Annotated in this window: 24 protein-coding genes; 3 read left to right on the top strand and 21 right to left on the bottom strand. The window is 29.2% G+C overall.

From position 1 onward, the window contains the following. The 4 genes from CS899_RS10140 to rpsL form a co-directional block, all read right to left on the bottom strand. On the bottom strand, positions 1–115 hold a 115-nt coding region (locus CS899_RS10140; RefSeq protein WP_129582303.1), incomplete at its 3' end, for a GTP-binding protein. Positions 116–133: 18 nt separating this feature from the next. After that, complete coding sequence (gene fusA, locus CS899_RS10135; RefSeq protein ID WP_100066090.1) at positions 134–2,215, bottom strand: elongation factor G; 2,082 nt, start codon at positions 2,213–2,215, stop codon at positions 134–136. Between the two features lie 30 nt (positions 2,216–2,245). Further along, positions 2,246–2,716 (bottom strand): 30S ribosomal protein S7, encoded by a 471-nt coding sequence (gene rpsG / locus CS899_RS10130; protein WP_100066089.1) that lies wholly within the window; start codon positions 2,714–2,716, stop codon positions 2,246–2,248. 136 nt (positions 2,717–2,852) lie between these two features. Then, positions 2,853–3,263: a 30S ribosomal protein S12 gene (gene rpsL / locus CS899_RS10125; protein WP_100066088.1), complete on the bottom strand. Its 411-nt coding sequence runs from the start codon at positions 3,261–3,263 to the stop codon at positions 2,853–2,855. Positions 3,264–3,523: 260 nt separating this feature from the next. Between rpsL and CS899_RS10120 the strand changes: the two genes are divergently transcribed. Continuing rightward, positions 3,524–3,952: a hypothetical protein gene (locus tag CS899_RS10120; RefSeq protein WP_100066087.1), complete on the top strand. Its 429-nt coding sequence runs from the start codon at positions 3,524–3,526 to the stop codon at positions 3,950–3,952. Positions 3,953–3,978: 26 nt separating this feature from the next. Here CS899_RS10120 and CS899_RS10115 read toward each other — a convergent pair whose 3' ends face one another. The 11 genes from CS899_RS10115 to CS899_RS10065 form a co-directional block, all read right to left on the bottom strand. Further along, entirely contained in the window at positions 3,979–4,485 is a 507-nt protein-coding gene (locus CS899_RS10115) for a flavin reductase family protein (RefSeq protein ID WP_100066086.1), read from the bottom strand. A 119-nt stretch (positions 4,486–4,604) separates the two neighbouring features. Beyond that, complete coding sequence (locus CS899_RS10110; protein WP_100066085.1) at positions 4,605–5,000, bottom strand: hypothetical protein; 396 nt, start codon at positions 4,998–5,000, stop codon at positions 4,605–4,607. A gap of 312 nt (positions 5,001–5,312) precedes the next feature. Next, the gene (locus CS899_RS10105) at positions 5,313–5,570 is read right to left on the bottom strand and encodes a hypothetical protein (protein ID WP_100066084.1); all 258 of its coding nucleotides are present in this window, start codon (positions 5,568–5,570) and stop codon (positions 5,313–5,315) included. A 39-nt stretch (positions 5,571–5,609) separates the two neighbouring features. Further along, a complete protein-coding gene (locus CS899_RS10100; RefSeq protein WP_100066083.1) occupies positions 5,610–5,867 on the bottom strand; it encodes a hypothetical protein in 258 nt (85 codons plus the stop codon). A 127-nt stretch (positions 5,868–5,994) separates the two neighbouring features. Continuing rightward, positions 5,995–6,366, bottom strand: a complete 372-nt coding sequence (locus tag CS899_RS10095; protein ID WP_100066082.1) for a DUF5412 family protein — start codon at positions 6,364–6,366, stop codon at positions 5,995–5,997. Positions 6,367–6,602: 236 nt separating this feature from the next. Continuing rightward, a complete protein-coding gene (locus CS899_RS10090; RefSeq protein WP_100066081.1) occupies positions 6,603–7,190 on the bottom strand; it encodes a DUF5028 domain-containing protein in 588 nt (195 codons plus the stop codon). After that, positions 7,191–7,859 (bottom strand): ABC transporter ATP-binding protein, encoded by a 669-nt coding sequence (locus CS899_RS10085; RefSeq protein ID WP_100066080.1) that lies wholly within the window; start codon positions 7,857–7,859, stop codon positions 7,191–7,193. Positions 7,860–7,868: 9 nt separating this feature from the next. Next, positions 7,869–8,714, bottom strand: a complete 846-nt coding sequence (locus CS899_RS10080; RefSeq protein ID WP_100066079.1) for a hypothetical protein — start codon at positions 8,712–8,714, stop codon at positions 7,869–7,871. Further along, entirely contained in the window at positions 8,701–9,573 is an 873-nt protein-coding gene (locus tag CS899_RS10075; RefSeq protein WP_100066078.1) for a hypothetical protein, read from the bottom strand. Before CS899_RS10075 ends, CS899_RS10080 begins: the two co-directional genes overlap by 14 nt. A 7-nt stretch (positions 9,574–9,580) precedes the next feature. Then, a complete protein-coding gene (locus tag CS899_RS10070) occupies positions 9,581–10,255 on the bottom strand; it encodes a DUF5027 family lipoprotein (protein ID WP_100066077.1) in 675 nt (224 codons plus the stop codon). Between the two features lie 64 nt (positions 10,256–10,319). Further along, positions 10,320–10,757 (bottom strand): DUF2712 domain-containing protein, encoded by a 438-nt coding sequence (locus CS899_RS10065; protein ID WP_100066076.1) that lies wholly within the window; start codon positions 10,755–10,757, stop codon positions 10,320–10,322. A 312-nt stretch (positions 10,758–11,069) separates the two neighbouring features. Here CS899_RS10065 and CS899_RS10060 point away from each other — a divergent pair, with 312 nt between their 5' ends. After that, the gene (locus tag CS899_RS10060) at positions 11,070–11,552 is read left to right on the top strand and encodes a CD3072 family TudS-related putative desulfidase (protein ID WP_100066075.1); all 483 of its coding nucleotides are present in this window, start codon (positions 11,070–11,072) and stop codon (positions 11,550–11,552) included. A 4-nt stretch (positions 11,553–11,556) separates the two neighbouring features. After that, on the top strand, positions 11,557–12,105 hold the full coding sequence (locus CS899_RS10055) for a CD3073 family putative ECF transporter S component (protein ID WP_100066074.1): 549 nt from the start codon (positions 11,557–11,559) through the stop codon (positions 12,103–12,105). Between the two features lie 53 nt (positions 12,106–12,158). Here the strand turns inward: CS899_RS10055 and CS899_RS10050 are convergent, their stop codons facing one another. The 6 genes from CS899_RS10050 to CS899_RS10025 all read right to left on the bottom strand — a co-directional run bounded on the left by CS899_RS10050 (position 12,159) and on the right by CS899_RS10025 (position 17,150). Further along, positions 12,159–12,359 carry a cold-shock protein gene (locus CS899_RS10050; RefSeq protein WP_100066073.1) on the bottom strand — a complete coding sequence of 67 codons (201 nt, stop codon included), beginning with the start codon at positions 12,357–12,359 and terminating at the stop codon, positions 12,159–12,161. Between the two features lie 255 nt (positions 12,360–12,614). After that, the gene (locus tag CS899_RS10045; RefSeq protein WP_100066072.1) at positions 12,615–13,325 is read right to left on the bottom strand and encodes a polysaccharide deacetylase family protein; all 711 of its coding nucleotides are present in this window, start codon (positions 13,323–13,325) and stop codon (positions 12,615–12,617) included. A 73-nt stretch (positions 13,326–13,398) separates the two neighbouring features. Continuing rightward, positions 13,399–13,770 (bottom strand): hypothetical protein, encoded by a 372-nt coding sequence (locus tag CS899_RS10040; RefSeq protein WP_100066071.1) that lies wholly within the window; start codon positions 13,768–13,770, stop codon positions 13,399–13,401. A 1-nt stretch (position 13,771) separates the two neighbouring features. Continuing rightward, positions 13,772–15,163, bottom strand: a complete 1,392-nt coding sequence (locus CS899_RS10035) for an N-acetylmuramoyl-L-alanine amidase (protein WP_100066070.1) — start codon at positions 15,161–15,163, stop codon at positions 13,772–13,774. Further along, positions 15,163–15,669, bottom strand: a complete 507-nt coding sequence (locus CS899_RS10030; protein ID WP_100066069.1) for a phage holin family protein — start codon at positions 15,667–15,669, stop codon at positions 15,163–15,165. Before CS899_RS10030 ends, CS899_RS10035 begins: the two co-directional genes overlap by 1 nt. Positions 15,670–15,722: 53 nt before the next feature. Next, positions 15,723–17,150, bottom strand: a complete 1,428-nt coding sequence (locus CS899_RS10025) for a hypothetical protein (RefSeq protein WP_100066068.1) — start codon at positions 17,148–17,150, stop codon at positions 15,723–15,725. Positions 17,151–17,177 lie beyond the last annotated feature (27 nt).

The raw sequence follows: 17,177 nt of genomic DNA, 5'->3' as shown, positions 1-17,177 counted from the left end.
TTTTGTTTAATACTAGTGTTATCGCTGCTGTTGTTGTTGTTTTTCCATGGTCTACGTGACCTATTGTTCCTATATTAACGTGTGGTTTCGTTCTTTCAAATTTTTCTTTTCCCATTTTATTTTGGCCCCCTAACTAATTAGTTTTATTTTTATTTCCTAGCACTTCTTCTGCTATGGAATTTGGTACTGGTTCGTAATGATCGAATTGCATTGAATATGTTGCACGACCTTGTGTATTTGAACGTAAGTCTGTTGCATATCCAAACATTTCTGATAATGGTACATAAGCATCTAGTATATGAACTCCATTTTTAGGATCCATTCCTTGAATTTTTCCTCTTCTAGAGTTTATATCACCCATAACGTCCCCAAGATATTCGTCTGGAGTAGTTATTTCTACTTTTTCCATTGGCTCTAATAGTGTTGGACCTGCTTTTGCAAGTGCTGCTCTTAGTGCCATTGAACCTGCTATTTTATAAGCCATTTCTGATGAGTCTACATCATGGTAAGATCCATCATATAATGTAACTTTTATATCAAGTACTGGATATCCACCAAGTATACCTGATTGGCAAGCTTCTTCTATTCCTTGGTTTACAGAGTTAATGTATTCTTTTGGAATAGCTCCACCAACAATTGCATTAACAAACTCAAATCCTTTACCAGGCTCTTGAGGTGCAACTTTAATCTTAACATGACCGTATTGTCCACGACCACCAGATTGTTTAATGTATTTACCTTCAGCGTCAGCTTCTTTTGTAATTGATTCTCTGTAAGATACTTGAGGATTACCTATATTAGCTTCTACTTTGAACTCTCTTAAAAGTCTATCTACGATTATCTCTAAGTGTAATTCACCCATACCTGAAATTATAGTTTGACCTGTTTCTTCATCTGTACGAGTTGTAAATGTAGGATCTTCTTCTGCTAATTTTTGTAAAGCAACACTCATTTTTTCTTGAGAAGCTTTAGTTTTTGGTTCTATTGCTACAGAGATTACTGGTTCTGGGAATTCCATTTTTTCTAAGATAATTTGATTATCTGAGTCACAAAGTGTATCCCCTGTTCCTGTGTCTTTAAGTCCTACAGCCGCTGCTATATCTCCAGCGTAAACTGCTTCAACTTCTTCTCTCTTGTTAGCATGCATCATTAAGATACGACCCATTCTTTCTCTTTTGCCTTTTGTTGAGTTATATACATAACTACCTGACTCAAGTTTTCCTGAGTACACTCTAAAGTAAGTTAATTTTCCAACATATGGATCTGCAACTACTTTAAATGCTAAAGCTGAGAATGGTTCTTCATCTGAAGATTGTCTTTCCATTGGTTCTTCATTGTCAGGATTAGTTCCTGTTATAGCTGGTACATCTAATGGTGATGGCATAAACTCGATTATTGCATCAAGTAGAGGCTGAACACCTTTGTTTTTGTACGCTGAACCACATAATACTGGATTTATAGATAAATTAATAGTAGCAGTTCTTATTGCTTTCTTAATTTCTTCTTCAGTGATTTCTTCTCCTTCTAAATATTTCATCATAACGTCCTCGTCATGGTCTGCTATATTTTCTAGAAGGTTATTTCTATATTCATCTGCTAATTCTTTTAAATCATCTGGAATATCAGTAACATCTATTTCTGTTCCCAAATCATTTTTATAAACTGTAGCTTTCATAGTTATTAAGTCAACTACTCCTACAAATTTATCTTCTGCACCAATAGGAATTTCTATAGGTACTGGATTAGCTCCTAATTTATCTTTAATTGTTTTTATTGATTCAAAATAATCTGCTCCTGTAGCATCCATTTTATTTATAAAACAGATTCTAGGAACTCCATATTTATCAGCTTGTCTCCAAACAGTTTCAGATTGAGGCTCAACACCACTTTTAGCGTCAAATAAAGCTATTGCACTATCTAAAACTCTTAAAGATCTTTCAACTTCTACTGTAAAGTCAACGTGTCCTGGAGTATCTATAATGTTAATTCTAGTACCATTCCATATACAAGTTGTAGCAGCTGAAGTTATTGTGATACCTCTTTCTTGCTCTTGAACCATCCAGTCCATTTGAGCAGCTCCATCGTGAGTATCACCAATTTTATGGATTTTACCAGTATAGTATAAAATACGCTCAGTTGTTGTAGTCTTACCTGCATCAATATGAGCCATTATACCGATATTTCTGGTATTAGCTAAAGAATATTCTCTTCCCATAAATTTAAATTACTCCTTCCTTGCTATGAACTAGAATCTATAGTGAGCAAATGCTTTGTTAGCTTCAGCCATCTTATGAACGTCTTCTCTTTTCTTAACACTTGCACCAGTGTTGTTTGAAGCGTCTAAAATTTCTTTTGCTAATCTATCAACCATAGTTTTTTCTCCTCTAGCTCTTGAATATTTTGTTAACCATCTTAAGCCTAGAGTTTGTCTTCTTTCAGGTCTTACTTCAATAGGAACTTGATAGTTTGCTCCACCAATTCTTCTTGATTTAACCTCTAATACTGGCATTATATTATTTAAGCCTCTGTAGAATACTTCTAAAGCATCCTCGCCAGATTTTTCTGCTACTTGTGAAAAAGCTCCGTACACAATTGCTTGTGCAGTTCCTTTTTTACCGTCTAGCATTATATTGTTTATAAGTTTAGTAACCACCTTATCGTTGTAAATTGGATCAGGCATTACTTCTCTTTTAGGCACATGTCCTTTTCTTGGCACTTTACTTCCCTCCTTACCATTTTTAGTAATTTCATTGGTACTCGACTTTCGCCGCTGTGCTCGAATGTATATATTAAAGTATAAATTACTGTATTTATCATATTAATTCTATTACATTAAAGCATCGTTAATTTAATTATTTAGGTCTTTTTGCTCCATATTTAGAACGTCCTTGCTTTCTGTCTGCAACTCCTGCAGTGTCAAGTGCTCCCCTTACAATATGGTAACGAACCCCTGGTAAGTCTTTTACTCTACCACCTCTAATAAGTACAACACTATGTTCTTGTAGGTTGTGTCCTATTCCAGGTATATAAGCAGTAACTTCCATTCCGTTTGTTAAACGAACCTTAGCAACTTTACGAAGTGCTGAGTTAGGTTTTTTAGGTGTTACAGTTCTTACAGATGTACAAACACCTCTTCTTTGTGGTGAATTTACTTCAGTTGTTTTCTTGTTTAAAGTATTGTAATTCACGCTTAAAGCTGGAGATTTAGACTTGTAAGTTCTAGACTTTCTACCTTGTTTAATTAATTGGTTTATTGTTGGCATTATTCCACCTCCTCAAATTTTTAATAAGCACAACAAATAGACGGAAAACCGCCTTCTTTTTTGCACCAACTCATTTTACCACTAGAATATTAAAAAGTCAACTAATTTCAACATTTTATAGCTGTATGACTATGTATTATTAACATTCAATTATTTTAATGTTTTATTCATATATTTATTTAATATTTTAGTAACTATTTTCAATTATTTACATGCTATACTTAAACTAAATAAAGCTTAACTATATTTGGAGGTTGTTTATGAAAAATAAATATTTAGAACTTTATAGAAAGATTAATTCAAATAGTAAATTCAAAACATTGGTATCTGCATTATTGATTTTTATAATATATCCACCACTTATTACAGCCTTTTTGGATATTAATATACCTAGTTCATTACAAAGTGTATTACTAGATATGTTATTTTTTATATTTCCAATTTTTATACCTATTAGTATTTTATTTGTAGTATTATTTTTCTACAAATATTATTTACTGAAAATTCTATTATGTCTTTCTCTGGGAATAGCCTTTCCTTTCCATATTGTTGCAGGTATGGCTGTACATACAAAGCAGGAGGCAATAGAGTACTTTTTAATGTTTATACTTCCTTATATACTCTTTATTATCGCATTATTTATTGTACTATTTGTAAAAAGCAAACTTAACGATGAACTTAATACATAAAAATAGACCTAGTGATAGGTCTATTTTTATTCTTTTACCAAAACTTTTACTATTTCACCAATATATACATAGTGAAAATCTTTGTCAGGGTAAGATTCTTCTATTATATTTTTATCTATAAAACCTTCTGGAGTTATTTTCCCACAATACAACTTTCTACATATGAAAATAGTGTTTGCTTCGTTAAAGGCTACTGTATCATTTGTAAAAAATGGGGTTAGCGAAGTTTTAGAAACTTTTTCTTCGTCTCTACCAGAAACTGTTCCCAAATACTCCAAGTCTTTTTTGAACTCTTCATTATATATAGACACAGTGTAAAGTTCATTATCTTCTACAAACTCCCTAGTGTATCTTTGAGGTCTAATGTAACTAACTAAAGTATTCTTGTTCCAAGTTACACCAATATTCCCCCAGCTTGCTGTCATAGTGTTATACTTTTCATTGTTTCCCGCTGTAATTAAAGTCCACTCATCACCTATCATATTAAATGGATTAAAACTCATTTCCTTTATGTCGATTTCTTTAAAGCTCATAATTTCCCCTCCTTAATATATAGCTAATTATATCACTAGATTTACTCTAATGAACTTAGACTTAAATATTAAAGATTTAGAAATATAAAAACTTTAATTAATATTTAAACACTATCTTTTTAATTCTTCTTGAATTTCTTTATTCCAATTAAAACGTAAATTGTAAAAATCACCATGCCCATATAAAATGTATTCTCAGAATAAATCTTAGCAAAACTTCCTGGCAATATTTTTTTTGATAGTATAAAAAAGAATAATCTAGGTTCTAAAATTGTTACTATAAATAACACCCCTACTATTAAAGCTACCAAGTTAAAGTCTTTATCCTTTACTAAAAAATTATACATAAAAATTCCAAATACTATAAAGTACAAAAATATTCCTATTAAAAATACTGGATTAAATTTGTACATTCTAGCCATATTTTCTTTCATAATACTGTTATAGTATCCATGAACTATTAAAGCTACTGGTGGGAAAAGTGCTAATAATATGTTATTTAATTTTTTATTCATAACTAACTCCTTTGGTTTTACCCAAACTATTTTGTGTTACTTCTAATTAAAGTTTTCTTTGATTTTCTAATGCCTTCCTTGTATATTTATTTTACCCTTCTATTTAGAACAATACTCTTAAACAAAAAAAGACTAGTCTTTTATCTATTTTTTCTTTTATATGCTTTTGAAACTCTTCATGCCTCCAACTTCACTAAAAATATCAATTAGTTTTTCATAAAACATATTCTCCTTAATTTCATACCCGTGCTTAATATTATAACTATAAGTAGTACAAATTAATTATATAATTTATAGTAGTAAAATCATTTATTAACAAAAATTACCATCTCCAAAAAGATTTCCAACTGGAACATAGTATAGTAAAACATATCCTACCAAAGTTAATATAACAAGTAGTAATTTAGATAAATTGCTTAATTTAGAACTTATTATAAAATGAGCTACAACAAATGCAAGAGCAGTGTAAGTAGCAGACTGTACTTCTAAAGGAATTAAAATAAAAAGATAATTAAATATTATTAAAACAGCAGTAAAAATTATAAGATATAAACTTTTTTTATTTTTCATATTTTCTCCTAATGGCTTATTCACTTTAAAAGTCTAGCATTAATATATTCCTATCGAATATAAAAAAGATAGTAGAAATAAATAGAATACAGACAAGAATGTTATTGTTATTAATACTTTCTCTTCTGAAGAATTTGAATCTATAATTAAATTAAATAAAAGATATACTATTGCAGTTGCTGGAACTACTTCAAATCCTCCTACAAACATCCAAAATTCATCTCTTATAAAATAATTAACTACTAAAAATACAACAAAAAACAATATGTAAAAAATTTTTTCGTTTTTCTCTTTCATAAAATCCCCTTGCTAGTAAACTTCTAAATATATATTATTAAAAATTATTATACTATGTTTGCTACACTAATATAGTTACAAGTTTTCTACGATTTAAAGTATTTCTTATTAAAAATTACTACTAATTTTAATATTCTTTATTATATTTTTCTTCCCACTCATCATCTTTTCTCCAGTCGTAAACATCCCTTTCTACGTTAAGCTCCATACCGTTTATTTTCACCGTAACATCATCCACCCATTCAATGTCAAAATCATACTCTTTGTACATCCAGTATATGTTCTTGTTTTCTTTAGTTTCATTATTTGTAAGCACTCCAAGCATTGCATCATGAGATAATGAACCACCATTATTTCGATAAAGTTTAACTGTATATTTTCCATTAGAAGACTCTTTACTACTTTTCAACTCTCCTGGTTTTAACCTCTGTGTATTGTAACAACCAACTAGTGTAAATAACAATAATATTGTAAAAATATAAAGATATGTCTTTTTCATTTATTTTCTCCTACCTTGTGATTTCGTTTTGTTTATTATACACAATGTTTTATAAATATTTGTTACAAATATAATACAAAAATTTCTCCTTATTGAATTTTCTTTAATACCAGTTGTTGAGTATGTATTATTAAAAATCGTTACGCTATTTTTGGTACTGTACTATAGTTATAGATTTTAATTTCAAAATAAAAAAAGCTGATTTAACACTTCATTATTTCAGCTTTTGTAAATTATTAATTTACAGATATAAGTTTTCTATTTGGATAGCCTGTAATTTGTAATTTAGGTGGATTTTTTAATAACCCTTCGTAGGTATCATGAGAACTTGGAATAATACCAAACGGTACTACAACTTCTACTTCTTCGCCTTCTTTTATAGAAAAAGAATCTCCTGGCATGTCTGGGTTCATAAATTCAAAAACTAAGCTATCCATCATTGCATAATAATTTATTCCCGTTAAATTAAGTTGTAATAATCCTATTCCGTTTTCTTGCCCTTCTTTGTTGCTTTCATTTTTAAAAATAATTCTTACATTATAAAAATATTCTCCTAAGATATTTTCTATTCCTTCTTCTTCAATTTTATATTTCTTTATTAAATCTTGTTTAGATACTATCTCTGATTCTAAAACTTTAACAGTATACCCGTCCTTAACATCTCCATCTATAGGTGTTCCGTCTTTACCATAAGGAACAACTTCTCCCTTTTCATATTCTACAGTTTTGGGAATGTCCAAGTATTTGTTTATGGCGTAAACTCTTACTGAAAATAATGAAATTAAAAGTACTCCGATTACTAAAATTATAATTTTCTTTTTCATTTACATTAACTCCTCATTATTATTTAAATATAAATGATCTATAATACTTCCCATTTCCATTTTTATGATTTCGTCTGAAAGTTTTTCTAAAATAGCTGTATCATGACAAGAAACTATAACTAATGCCCCTCTTTTCTTTTGTTCTTGTAAAATATTTTTTACAAGTTCTACTCCGCTACTATCTAAAGCATTTGTGGGTTCGTCCATAATTACAATATCCGGTTTTTCCATAATGGAAGCAGCTATTCCTAGACGTTGTTTCATTCCTAATGAATATTTCCCATATTTTTTGTTCCAAGCATCTTCACTAAGTCCCACGAGTTTAAGAACATCTTTAATTTCATCATCCGAAATTTTATTTTTTATTGAATTTAACATTTTAAGATTTTTAAAGCCTGAGTATCTGTTTAAAAATGTTGGACTCTCTAATAAAAATCCTACATCTTCTGGAAATTCTATATCTTTTCCAATTACTTTTCTATTGATTTTTACAGTTCCTTTTGTCGCCCTAATTAGACCTAGAATTGAACGCATTAACATAGTCTTTCCTGAACCGTTAATTCCCTGAAGTCCATAAATTAAACCTGACTTCATTTCTAATGATATATCTTTTAAAACCACATTATTTTTTATAGTCTTAGATAAATTATCTATAATTATTTCTGTCATCGTACTCTCCTAGTCCTTGTCTAAAATATCATATTTTTTAAAGCGAATTAAACCTATTACTACAGTTGTAAAAATCAAACAAACTAAAACAATTACTCCTGTATTGAAGGAAACTCCTCCTTCATAAATCCAGTTATACCTAAGAAACATTCCATAATTACCTACCATTACTGGAGATAGTAAATATGAAGATGATAACATTATTATTGCTACTGCTAAAAAGCTAAAAACTGGCTTTATAAATAACGACATTGTCATTTGTAATAAATTTATGAAAATTGATAATAATAGTATATTCACAAATATTTTAATAGGTATTATTACTAAGTTGTTCATTATAACATCTGACCTAAATTTTAATAACACCCACTGTAAGTCTAGATTTACTTCATTAATTAAAGGTATCTTTTTTATTGAACACAATAATATAAAAATGAAAAGTATAATACCATGATAAATAATTGTGCTTAATACATTCCACATACATTTAGACAACCACCAATTTACTCTGGAATTTGACCTTAATAAAATTTGCGAACCTACACTATGCATATCCTTTACTGGATAATTTAACAATATAAAAGATATGCTCAAGTAAATCACCATCCAAACAACAGGAAATACAAATGGATTATCTGGTGAAGGAATGTATTCTTCTATACCTCCATAAGTATAGAAAATGAAATCTCCTAAAGATATTTTAGAGCTAAATTCAGCTATTTCACTAACCATTTTAGAGTTATTAAATATATCTACAAAAATTAAAACAGCTATAATAATTGGCATTAAAAATAATTTTACATTTTTTAAAGTGCCATATTTTATATCGAAAATTACATTTTTAATAAATTTCACGTTTTCTCTCCAATACCATAGTAATACCTAAAGTAGCTGTTAAAATTAAAAATCCCGAAACTAAAATAATAATCCAAGAACCTTGATATCTTCCAGTTACTGGTTTTAAAAAATAAAAAGGTGATATTTCTTTGTAAGAAGTCTCTAAGTTTGTATATACAAATTTCGTGGAAAATTCAATTGCTAAACAGTAAAAAAATGGAATTATAACTACTGCCCATTTTTGTTTTATAAATGATGTTGCTGCTAAACTTATACATGCAAGTATTCCACAGTATAAAAAATCTACACAAAGATACAAAAACACATACAAAAACGGTTTTGTATAATATAGTTTTGCCATTATATCCCCTCCTACTACACCATAACTTGTTAAATACTCTGGAAGCGGAGTAATTGACGGAATAAATAACATAATCATTAAAAAATTTAAAATTAAGGGTAAAACCATAGCAAGTCCTCCTGTTATAAAAACAGATATGTATTTAGCAAAAAAATAATTTTTTTTACCAGTCTTTACAACAATATTCTTTACATAACCACTATTTTTTTCCTCTGCATAAGACCAGCCGTAAGGTATCGCTATTAAAATTGGAAATACAAAAAAGTAAATTACTGAAGCTAGAGAAAAAGCTTCTCCTCCAATCCAGCTGTTAAACACTGTCCTTTCTGCTACAAAATCTTTAAGAAAACTTGGGTCTTTCAGCTTTAAACTTTCCATTAATTCAATCTGGTCGGTATAAGAGTAGTAATTATATAAAAACCCCCATACTGCAATAAAAACTCCTATAGCTATAGATAAAACAAAAAACTTATTCTTTATACCTTTGTTTAATTCCATTTTTAATATATTTTTCATTTTTCACCTACAACCCTAAATCTATATAGGACACAGTTTCTTCGTCCCCCATAAAACCATCTGCTAAATATAATTTCCCAGATTTTAATACTTCCTCATCTACAGGAAATGCCACCTGTAAGTTTGTACTCTTTCCTTTTTCTAGCTTAAAATGGTATTGATTTGAATCTTCTGGACTTACTGCTATACTATTTGATAAATAGATAGGAAGACCAACACTATTTAACTCCTTATCGCCCTTTTCAAGAACTAAATCTAAAAAAGTTATATTATTTTCACTTTCTTCATTAATATTTGTAATATCTATATCACAAAGTAGTGTTTTGCCCTTTGCTATTTCATCTATAGTTTTAATTACCGGTTCTTTTTTAACTCCATAGTAGTCAGATGATACTAATTTATCTTTTTCTATTCCAGCTTCTTCTGGAGTATTATAAACTTTTGCAGAATTAATTTTAAATTTGTATCCAACTGTAAGTTCTCCATCCTTTGTAGGACTTTTAACTTCTATCTCTTCTCCTAATTTATATACTTTACTTTTTCCTATTTCATATATTTCTTCTTTTGTATTATTTCCCATAACAACATCTTTTAGACTACACCCTGTAAATATCGTTATTATTGATATTAATAAAACAAAAAAAATTACATCTTTTAATTTTATATGTTTTATATTATACATTACTCACCTCTTTGAGATTATAGTAGTAAGTTGATAAATACAAACTACTACTATGTATATTTTATTATTTTGCATAAGGATAAGAACCAGCACTATCTGGACTCCACTTGCCACTTAACATTCCTCTTACTCCAAAATTATAAGTATTAATCTTAAGATAACATTTACTATAACCTCTCTCTTTCACATAATTACTTATACGCCATTTACCTGTGCTTACCTTGGTAGAGTCTCCACCCCCTGTTGTGTTTTGTCCACTACTAGCATGAGATGAAACTCTGAGAACCATTCCAGAAGTATTATTAATATAATGTCCTGATTTATCTTCTTTTGCTCTTGTCTTTGTTTGAGCAGTTCCTTTCATTGTAACAAACGCCGTTGGTAAATCACGTATAATTTGACCCGGTAAATTTGAATCTGAATTATTTTTAGCTAGTGATGTTGTTCCCATTGTAAGTACTGTTACCATCGATAGTGATAATGCTATTAATTTTCTTTTCATATTTTTCCTCCAAGTTTTCTATTATTTATTTTTTACAACAACTTATATCTTTATACTCCTTTCATAATTTTAGACAATATTTAATGCCCCATAAATATATACAAATATAGAGCAGTTTTTGTTACAAAAAAATAATAAAATTAAAAACTATGTTGTATTTCTATATTTAATATCAATTTATTCCTGTTTTATCATAATTTTTTATATTCAATTTATTTATTATACCTATCGTTAGTATAATAAATAACAAAGTTTTAACTTTTAATTTTTTAAAAGTTATCCATTAATATATAGTCGAGGAGGTAAGTTTAATTGAGGAAAAAAATAATTCTTTTATCTCATTGTATACTTAATCAAAGTTCAGTAATTAACGACTGGGAGCGTGCTAAAGGTGCTTTTCCTATTAGCAAGTTTATTATTGAAAAGGAGATAGGAATAATTCAACTCCCCTGTCCAGAATTTCTTTACTTGGGTATTAACCGTCCACCTATGGACTATGACGACTATGATAAAATTCCAGATTATCGAAATTTTTGCAATTCTATTTTAATAACAATAATTAAACAAATTAAGTCATACATAGACAATGGTTATGATTTTTTAGGGGTGATTGGAATTAATGAAAGTCCAAACTGCTCTATTTCTGGAAAACGTGGAGTTTTTATGGAGGAATACTTTAAATTATGTAAAGAATATTCAATTAATACTGACTATTCGGAAATACCTACTTGGTACAACGAGGGCAGTAAAGATGAAAGTCTAGAAAATTTAATAAAATTTATTGAAAGAAGGTAATTTTATGAACAATAAAACTAAAATTCTTGTTTATTGTGCAATAGCTGTAGTTATAAATGTAGTTGTAGGAACTTTGGTATCTGCTACTAAAATCCCTTTACTCTTCTTAGACACAGTGGGTACTATTCTAATCGCTGCGAAGTTCGGAATGTTTTATGGTATTTTGACAGGAGCGTCTACAAATCTTTTAATGGGTGTAACTTCTGGACCAACAGCAATTCCATTTGCTTTTGTAAATGTTGCAATAGCTATAGTTGTAGCGTTAATTTCAAGAAAAGATTTCACTTACAAAAAAGCTATTATAGCTGGTTTGATACTTGCTTTTGTCGCTCCAATGATTGGTGCACCTATAAGACTTGTACTATTTGGAGGTTTCACAGGCTCTGGTACAGACTTAGTCATTATAGCCTTAAAATCAGCAGGAAAGGAAATGCTAACTTCTGTGTATTGGGGGGCTGTTGCTGGTAATTTGGTAGATAAATTAATATCTTGCCTATTAGTTGCTTGGCTACTTAAAAAACCTGAAATAAACAAAGCTTTATCTGTGAATTAAACAAATAAAAAAAAAGCGATAGGTTTACCCTATCGCTTTTAATATTCGATTAACTATATTCTATTAATGTTTGTAGCTTGTAAGCCACGAGCACCATTTTCAGTGTCGAATGTAACTTTTTCGCCTTCTTCTAATGTTTTAAATCCATCTCCTTGAATTTGTGAGAAATGTGCAAAAACATCTTCACCATTATCTTGAGTAATGAATCCAAAACCTTTAGTAGCATTAAACCATTTAACTGTACCTGTGTTCATTTAAAATACCTCCTTATTAAAATATTGCAACAATCATAAATTCATAAAGGGGTATTCAAATACTCACATTATTAAATTCCATAAAAATCACTTGCTTAAGCATATCACATATATAAATATAAAACAACAATTATTATAACTTTATTTAATAAATGTAAATAATATTCCAATTTATTTCCCATATCTTTAAGTATATCTAACTAATTATCACGTTATTTTGAAATAGTTTATATTCTATCACAAATAAATTACAACTTATTTTTTCATTAAACGCCCAAAGTCTTCTGCCAGTCTTGTCGGGATACAACTTCCCCAATTTCTAGGATGCAAGAGTATTAAGCTTTTTTTAATATCTTTTTGTATAATCTCTTCAGGTTTTCCACCTGTCCAAAACACTGGATAGATATTGTCTGCTATTCTATAATCTAAATCTTCTTCTACACTATAGGCTTCTATAATATTTAACTCAGCTAATAAATCATCGTTTATTAACTCTAAATTACGAATACCAAGTTCTCTGTTTTTCCAGTCACCGTGTGATGAGATTGAACTTAACGGAAATCCTAACTCTTTAAAGTATTCTATGTTTTTCCTAAATTCAGCAAGTATATTTTTTCTATTATTTTCTACATCTTTTCTAGTATTTAAATTATTGTTTTTAGCAAATGTAGCTATTTCTTCAAAATGATATCCTACCTCGCTAGAATTATTGTAGATTTCTTTCATAAATTCTTTATTTACAGTTTTTAGTCTAAAATAATATGTTGATTTAATACCAAATGCTTTTTCTATTTCGAACATTCTCTTAGCTATTTTTATGTCAGAGTCTATGTCGTGTCTTAGTATAATTATTTTACTGTCTACATTGTAGTTTTTTCTGTAAAAATCTTGTACTGTAATAAATTCAAAATCATTTTTAAGAAAGTCTTCTAATAATTTGTAATATTCTTCAAATCTATTTTTCATAATGTAGTCAGCATATAGTATATTATTTTAATATTTTAGTTTACAGAAAAACTAAATTTATTACATTATTATTTTAAACTTTAGTTTCATATACAATTGACTCTATTAGCGAGCTCAAATATGCATCTGTATCCACTACCTTTTCTCCTAGTAATTTTAATTTATATTCTCCAAGTTGATACTTTACTTCTTGAAGCGCTTGTTTAAATATTCCCCTTGCCATTCCTGTGTCCCAACGGTCATTTTCTTTAAGCTCTTCTACTGTTGTTTGCGTTAAATTCACTACTACTCTAAAAGCTATTTCTACTGTATCATCTAGTACATTACTTGCTATTTCGTTATTAATTCTAACACCTTCATTTTTAATTGTCTTATACAAGAATAATATAAAAAGAATTGTCGCTAAAAATATTGTTCCGCCAAATATATCCATAAATATATCCATACTATGCTCCTTTTTGTTTCTTTATAAATTCTGTTACTTTGTTTTCAGTTTCAAGTCTATTAACTCCTGTTAATGTAATATCTGCACTATGAGAAGTTCCCCCTCCAACGTGAATAATATAGTCGGCATTTACTAAATCATTTGGACTATTTAAGTCTACTGGATAGTATCCTAGTTGAGCTTGCATTCTATCTGCTTGAACTTTATCAACTGTATTGTCGTAAGTTACAAATACTCTGCCCTTCAACCTTTCTTCTTCTGGTATTGGTTGATTGTCTACTGTTTCTACTGCTTTTGTATGGTTGTATATACTTAGTAGCTTTGTTCCATAGTCTTTATCTGCAGCCCATGTTCCAGCAAGTCCAAATATTGTAGGAGATGTTCCTCTAGTTACATACTTAAATCTAGGGTCTACACATTCTTGTTTTAAAGACTCTGTACTTGCATATGCTTTTAAATGTTGTATTTGTGCTCTTACTCCTATTTGTGGATTAGAGAAAGTATTTCCTTTTGCACCGTTTCCTGTTGCTCCTATTCCAGCGTAATTGTTTTGTTTCCAGTCTACGTCTCCACCGAATTTAAAGTACCCTGTTTCGTGCATCGCTTGTACAAATGCTACCGCTCCATCTACTCCCTCAACTTCTCCTTCTTTAATGTATAGGTCTATTAGATTGTCTAAATTAGTATTTAACTTAGGAGCTGTATTTTTAGAATTGCAGTAGGTTAACATTTGGTATTTAGTAAGTGATGTTTTACCTATTATGTTAATGTCCGCTGTTGTAGGACTTGGTGTTGTTGTAACTGTTAAACCATAGTAACTAGCAAGTGATTTAGCTAGTTCACTAGCTAGTTTATTTTGGTTGGATTCCCATTTTTTAACATCTGACTTATTGTCGTGAAAAGCGTGTTCTATTAACATTCCATTAATAGCTGAATTGTTTCTAAGTACACCAAAATAATTCTTACCATTAGATAGTTTCCAATACTTTACTCCTCTGTCTTTAGTTCCTAACACTTTAACTATTGTGTTGTTAATAAGTGTTGCTAATTCTTTGTTAGAAAACTTTGAGTTTGTATCATCATAGGTTTCTGTTCCATTTGCAGTACCATTAAAAGCGTTAGTGTGTATTGATAGAAGTAAGTCATATCCTTTACCCATTTGACCACGCTTTGCAAGACTAGGGTCTTCTTTAAGAGTTGTCCTAGTCATTCCAACTACTATTCCGTACTTTTCTAGTTCTGATTTTAATTTTTTTGCAAAGGCTAAGTTACTTTCTCCCTCTGTTTTGTACAGTCCATCAATATAACCTCTATCGTCATTACCGTGTCCTGGGTCTAGTAGTACTTTTATTTTTCCATCTGTCCATACATTATATGGTGGTGTGTATGTCATTAATTTTTCACCTCTGACTCTACAAGCTTTGCTTTTTCTAGTAATTCTTTTAGCTTTTTACTTTCTTCTTCTGTTAAGGTTGTTTTCTTTTCTATATCTTTTTCTGTAATAATACCTTTGTTTGTCTTGTTTACAACGTTTAATACTATACTTAAATCTCCTTCGTCTATTGCTTTTTGATAAACTAATAAATTTTTTAATACAAACTTTGGTATTTTCCAGCCTGCCTCATATGCATTTTCACAAATTGATGTTGAATAAAATACAGCATATATAATGTAAATTGCATATAACCAAATCTCCAGTTTTGTAACTTTAAGTACATATGTTGCAAAAATTACTACAAAGAAAAAGGCTAGGTGTTTACCTAGCCCTTGTATTCCAAAACTGCTGTTTAACTTTTTATACTTAACTGCTTTAAATACTCCTGTAAATATATCTAATAAGATTAACGCAAGTATTACTTGTAACCATATATTTTTAAACATTTCTGTAAAATTTATCATAACCTTGTTTCCTCCTTTCTATAAATCGTATTTAATAAAATATTAATATCTTGCTAAATTGAATATGTTACTGACAAATTCTTCCATATTTGTCCAGTTGTTCTATTAGTTTGAACACCAGTATTTTCAATTGTTGTAAAATCAACATTTATTTTTCCTGCTGTCGTTATTTCAAAATTATATATAGCTATAGATGTTGTTGTATTATGATAACTAACGGAAGCATACTTGTTTATAGAAGGTCTATAAATTATTGGAAACACATATGTTCTTAACGTTGCTATATCTGTACCTGATCTTACTGTTAAATTTACTAAATTACCAAATCTATGCATAGTTGAATTTGGTCCTTCATATATTGACGAAACTGGCTTGTCTATCAAATCATTATAACTACCACTAAACCCTTTTGGTAAATTCAATTTAAAGGTCGGTGTAGCGGTGTCTTTTTCCAAAAAAACTTCTATAGTATTGTCTATATTATTAACAGCCATTGTTTTTACATGGTTTGAAATAGTGTTTTTTATCTTGCTAAGTTCTAATACTATATCTCCTAAATCTCCACCTGATAATTCACTTTTAATCTCTTCCCAAATAGTTATAATCTCTTTCATTTTTTCAATTCTTCGAGATTCGTTATAAGTATGATTTGCATCATTAGTAATAAAATCTTGGAATTGTAATGCCCAAGATTTAAAATTAGATATTCTGTTCTCTTCAGAACCAAGTCTTGTATTTTCCGCTGAAACCCTATAGTTTTCATTTGCTACTCTTTGAGTTTCGTTATTTTCATAGCCCTTGTTTTTCTCTACAAATTCATTAAATTTTGTCGTCCAAGTATCGAAATTTGAAACCCTATTTTTTTCAGATGAAACTCTTGTATTCTCTTCAGCTATTCTTTTATTTTCATCTAATATTCTTTTATATTCATTTTCTATTCTCAGAATTTCATTGTTTTTGTATTCTTTATCTCTTTCTACAAAACCATCAAATTCTTCAGTCCATGAATCAAATGTAATTTTTCTTTTACCTTCTTCTTCCTTTACTATTTTTGAAATATTCATTATATTTTCAATCTCAAATTTATAATCTTTTAGGTATTCATTAATGTCTTTTATTTCTCCAGAAAGTAGAGTTTTATTAACTTTAATTTTTAGTATATTAGAAATATATTGATATCCTCCGTAAACCCAAAGTACACATATTTCAAATTCTTCAACACTACTTGTAAGTCCTGGAAAAACATCGTATTTGTATTTTAATGAGTCAGTTTTTTCTTTTTGAAGTTCTAAGTCAAAAGTATATTTTTCTCCATTTAACCTCATTATTAATTTTACATCGTACCCACTAATATCTACTCCTTGTATAAATTTAGGAGTGGTTATTTGTATAGTTCTAAAAAGCTGTTCACCTTGCTGAAGCCCTGAGGTTTTTATTTCATTTGTAAGTTTTCCTTCGTGATTGACTTTAAGTTTTATCATTCTTCCTCCTTTTTCTCAGTATTCTAT

Origin of the sequence: Miniphocaeibacter massiliensis (assembly GCF_900232905.1) — a bacterium.
GTDB classification, from domain to species: Bacteria; Bacillota; Clostridia; order Tissierellales; family Peptoniphilaceae; genus Miniphocaeibacter; species Miniphocaeibacter massiliensis.
Note: the sequence above shows the minus strand (reverse complement) of the source record. Positions and strands in the feature narration are given on the sequence as shown.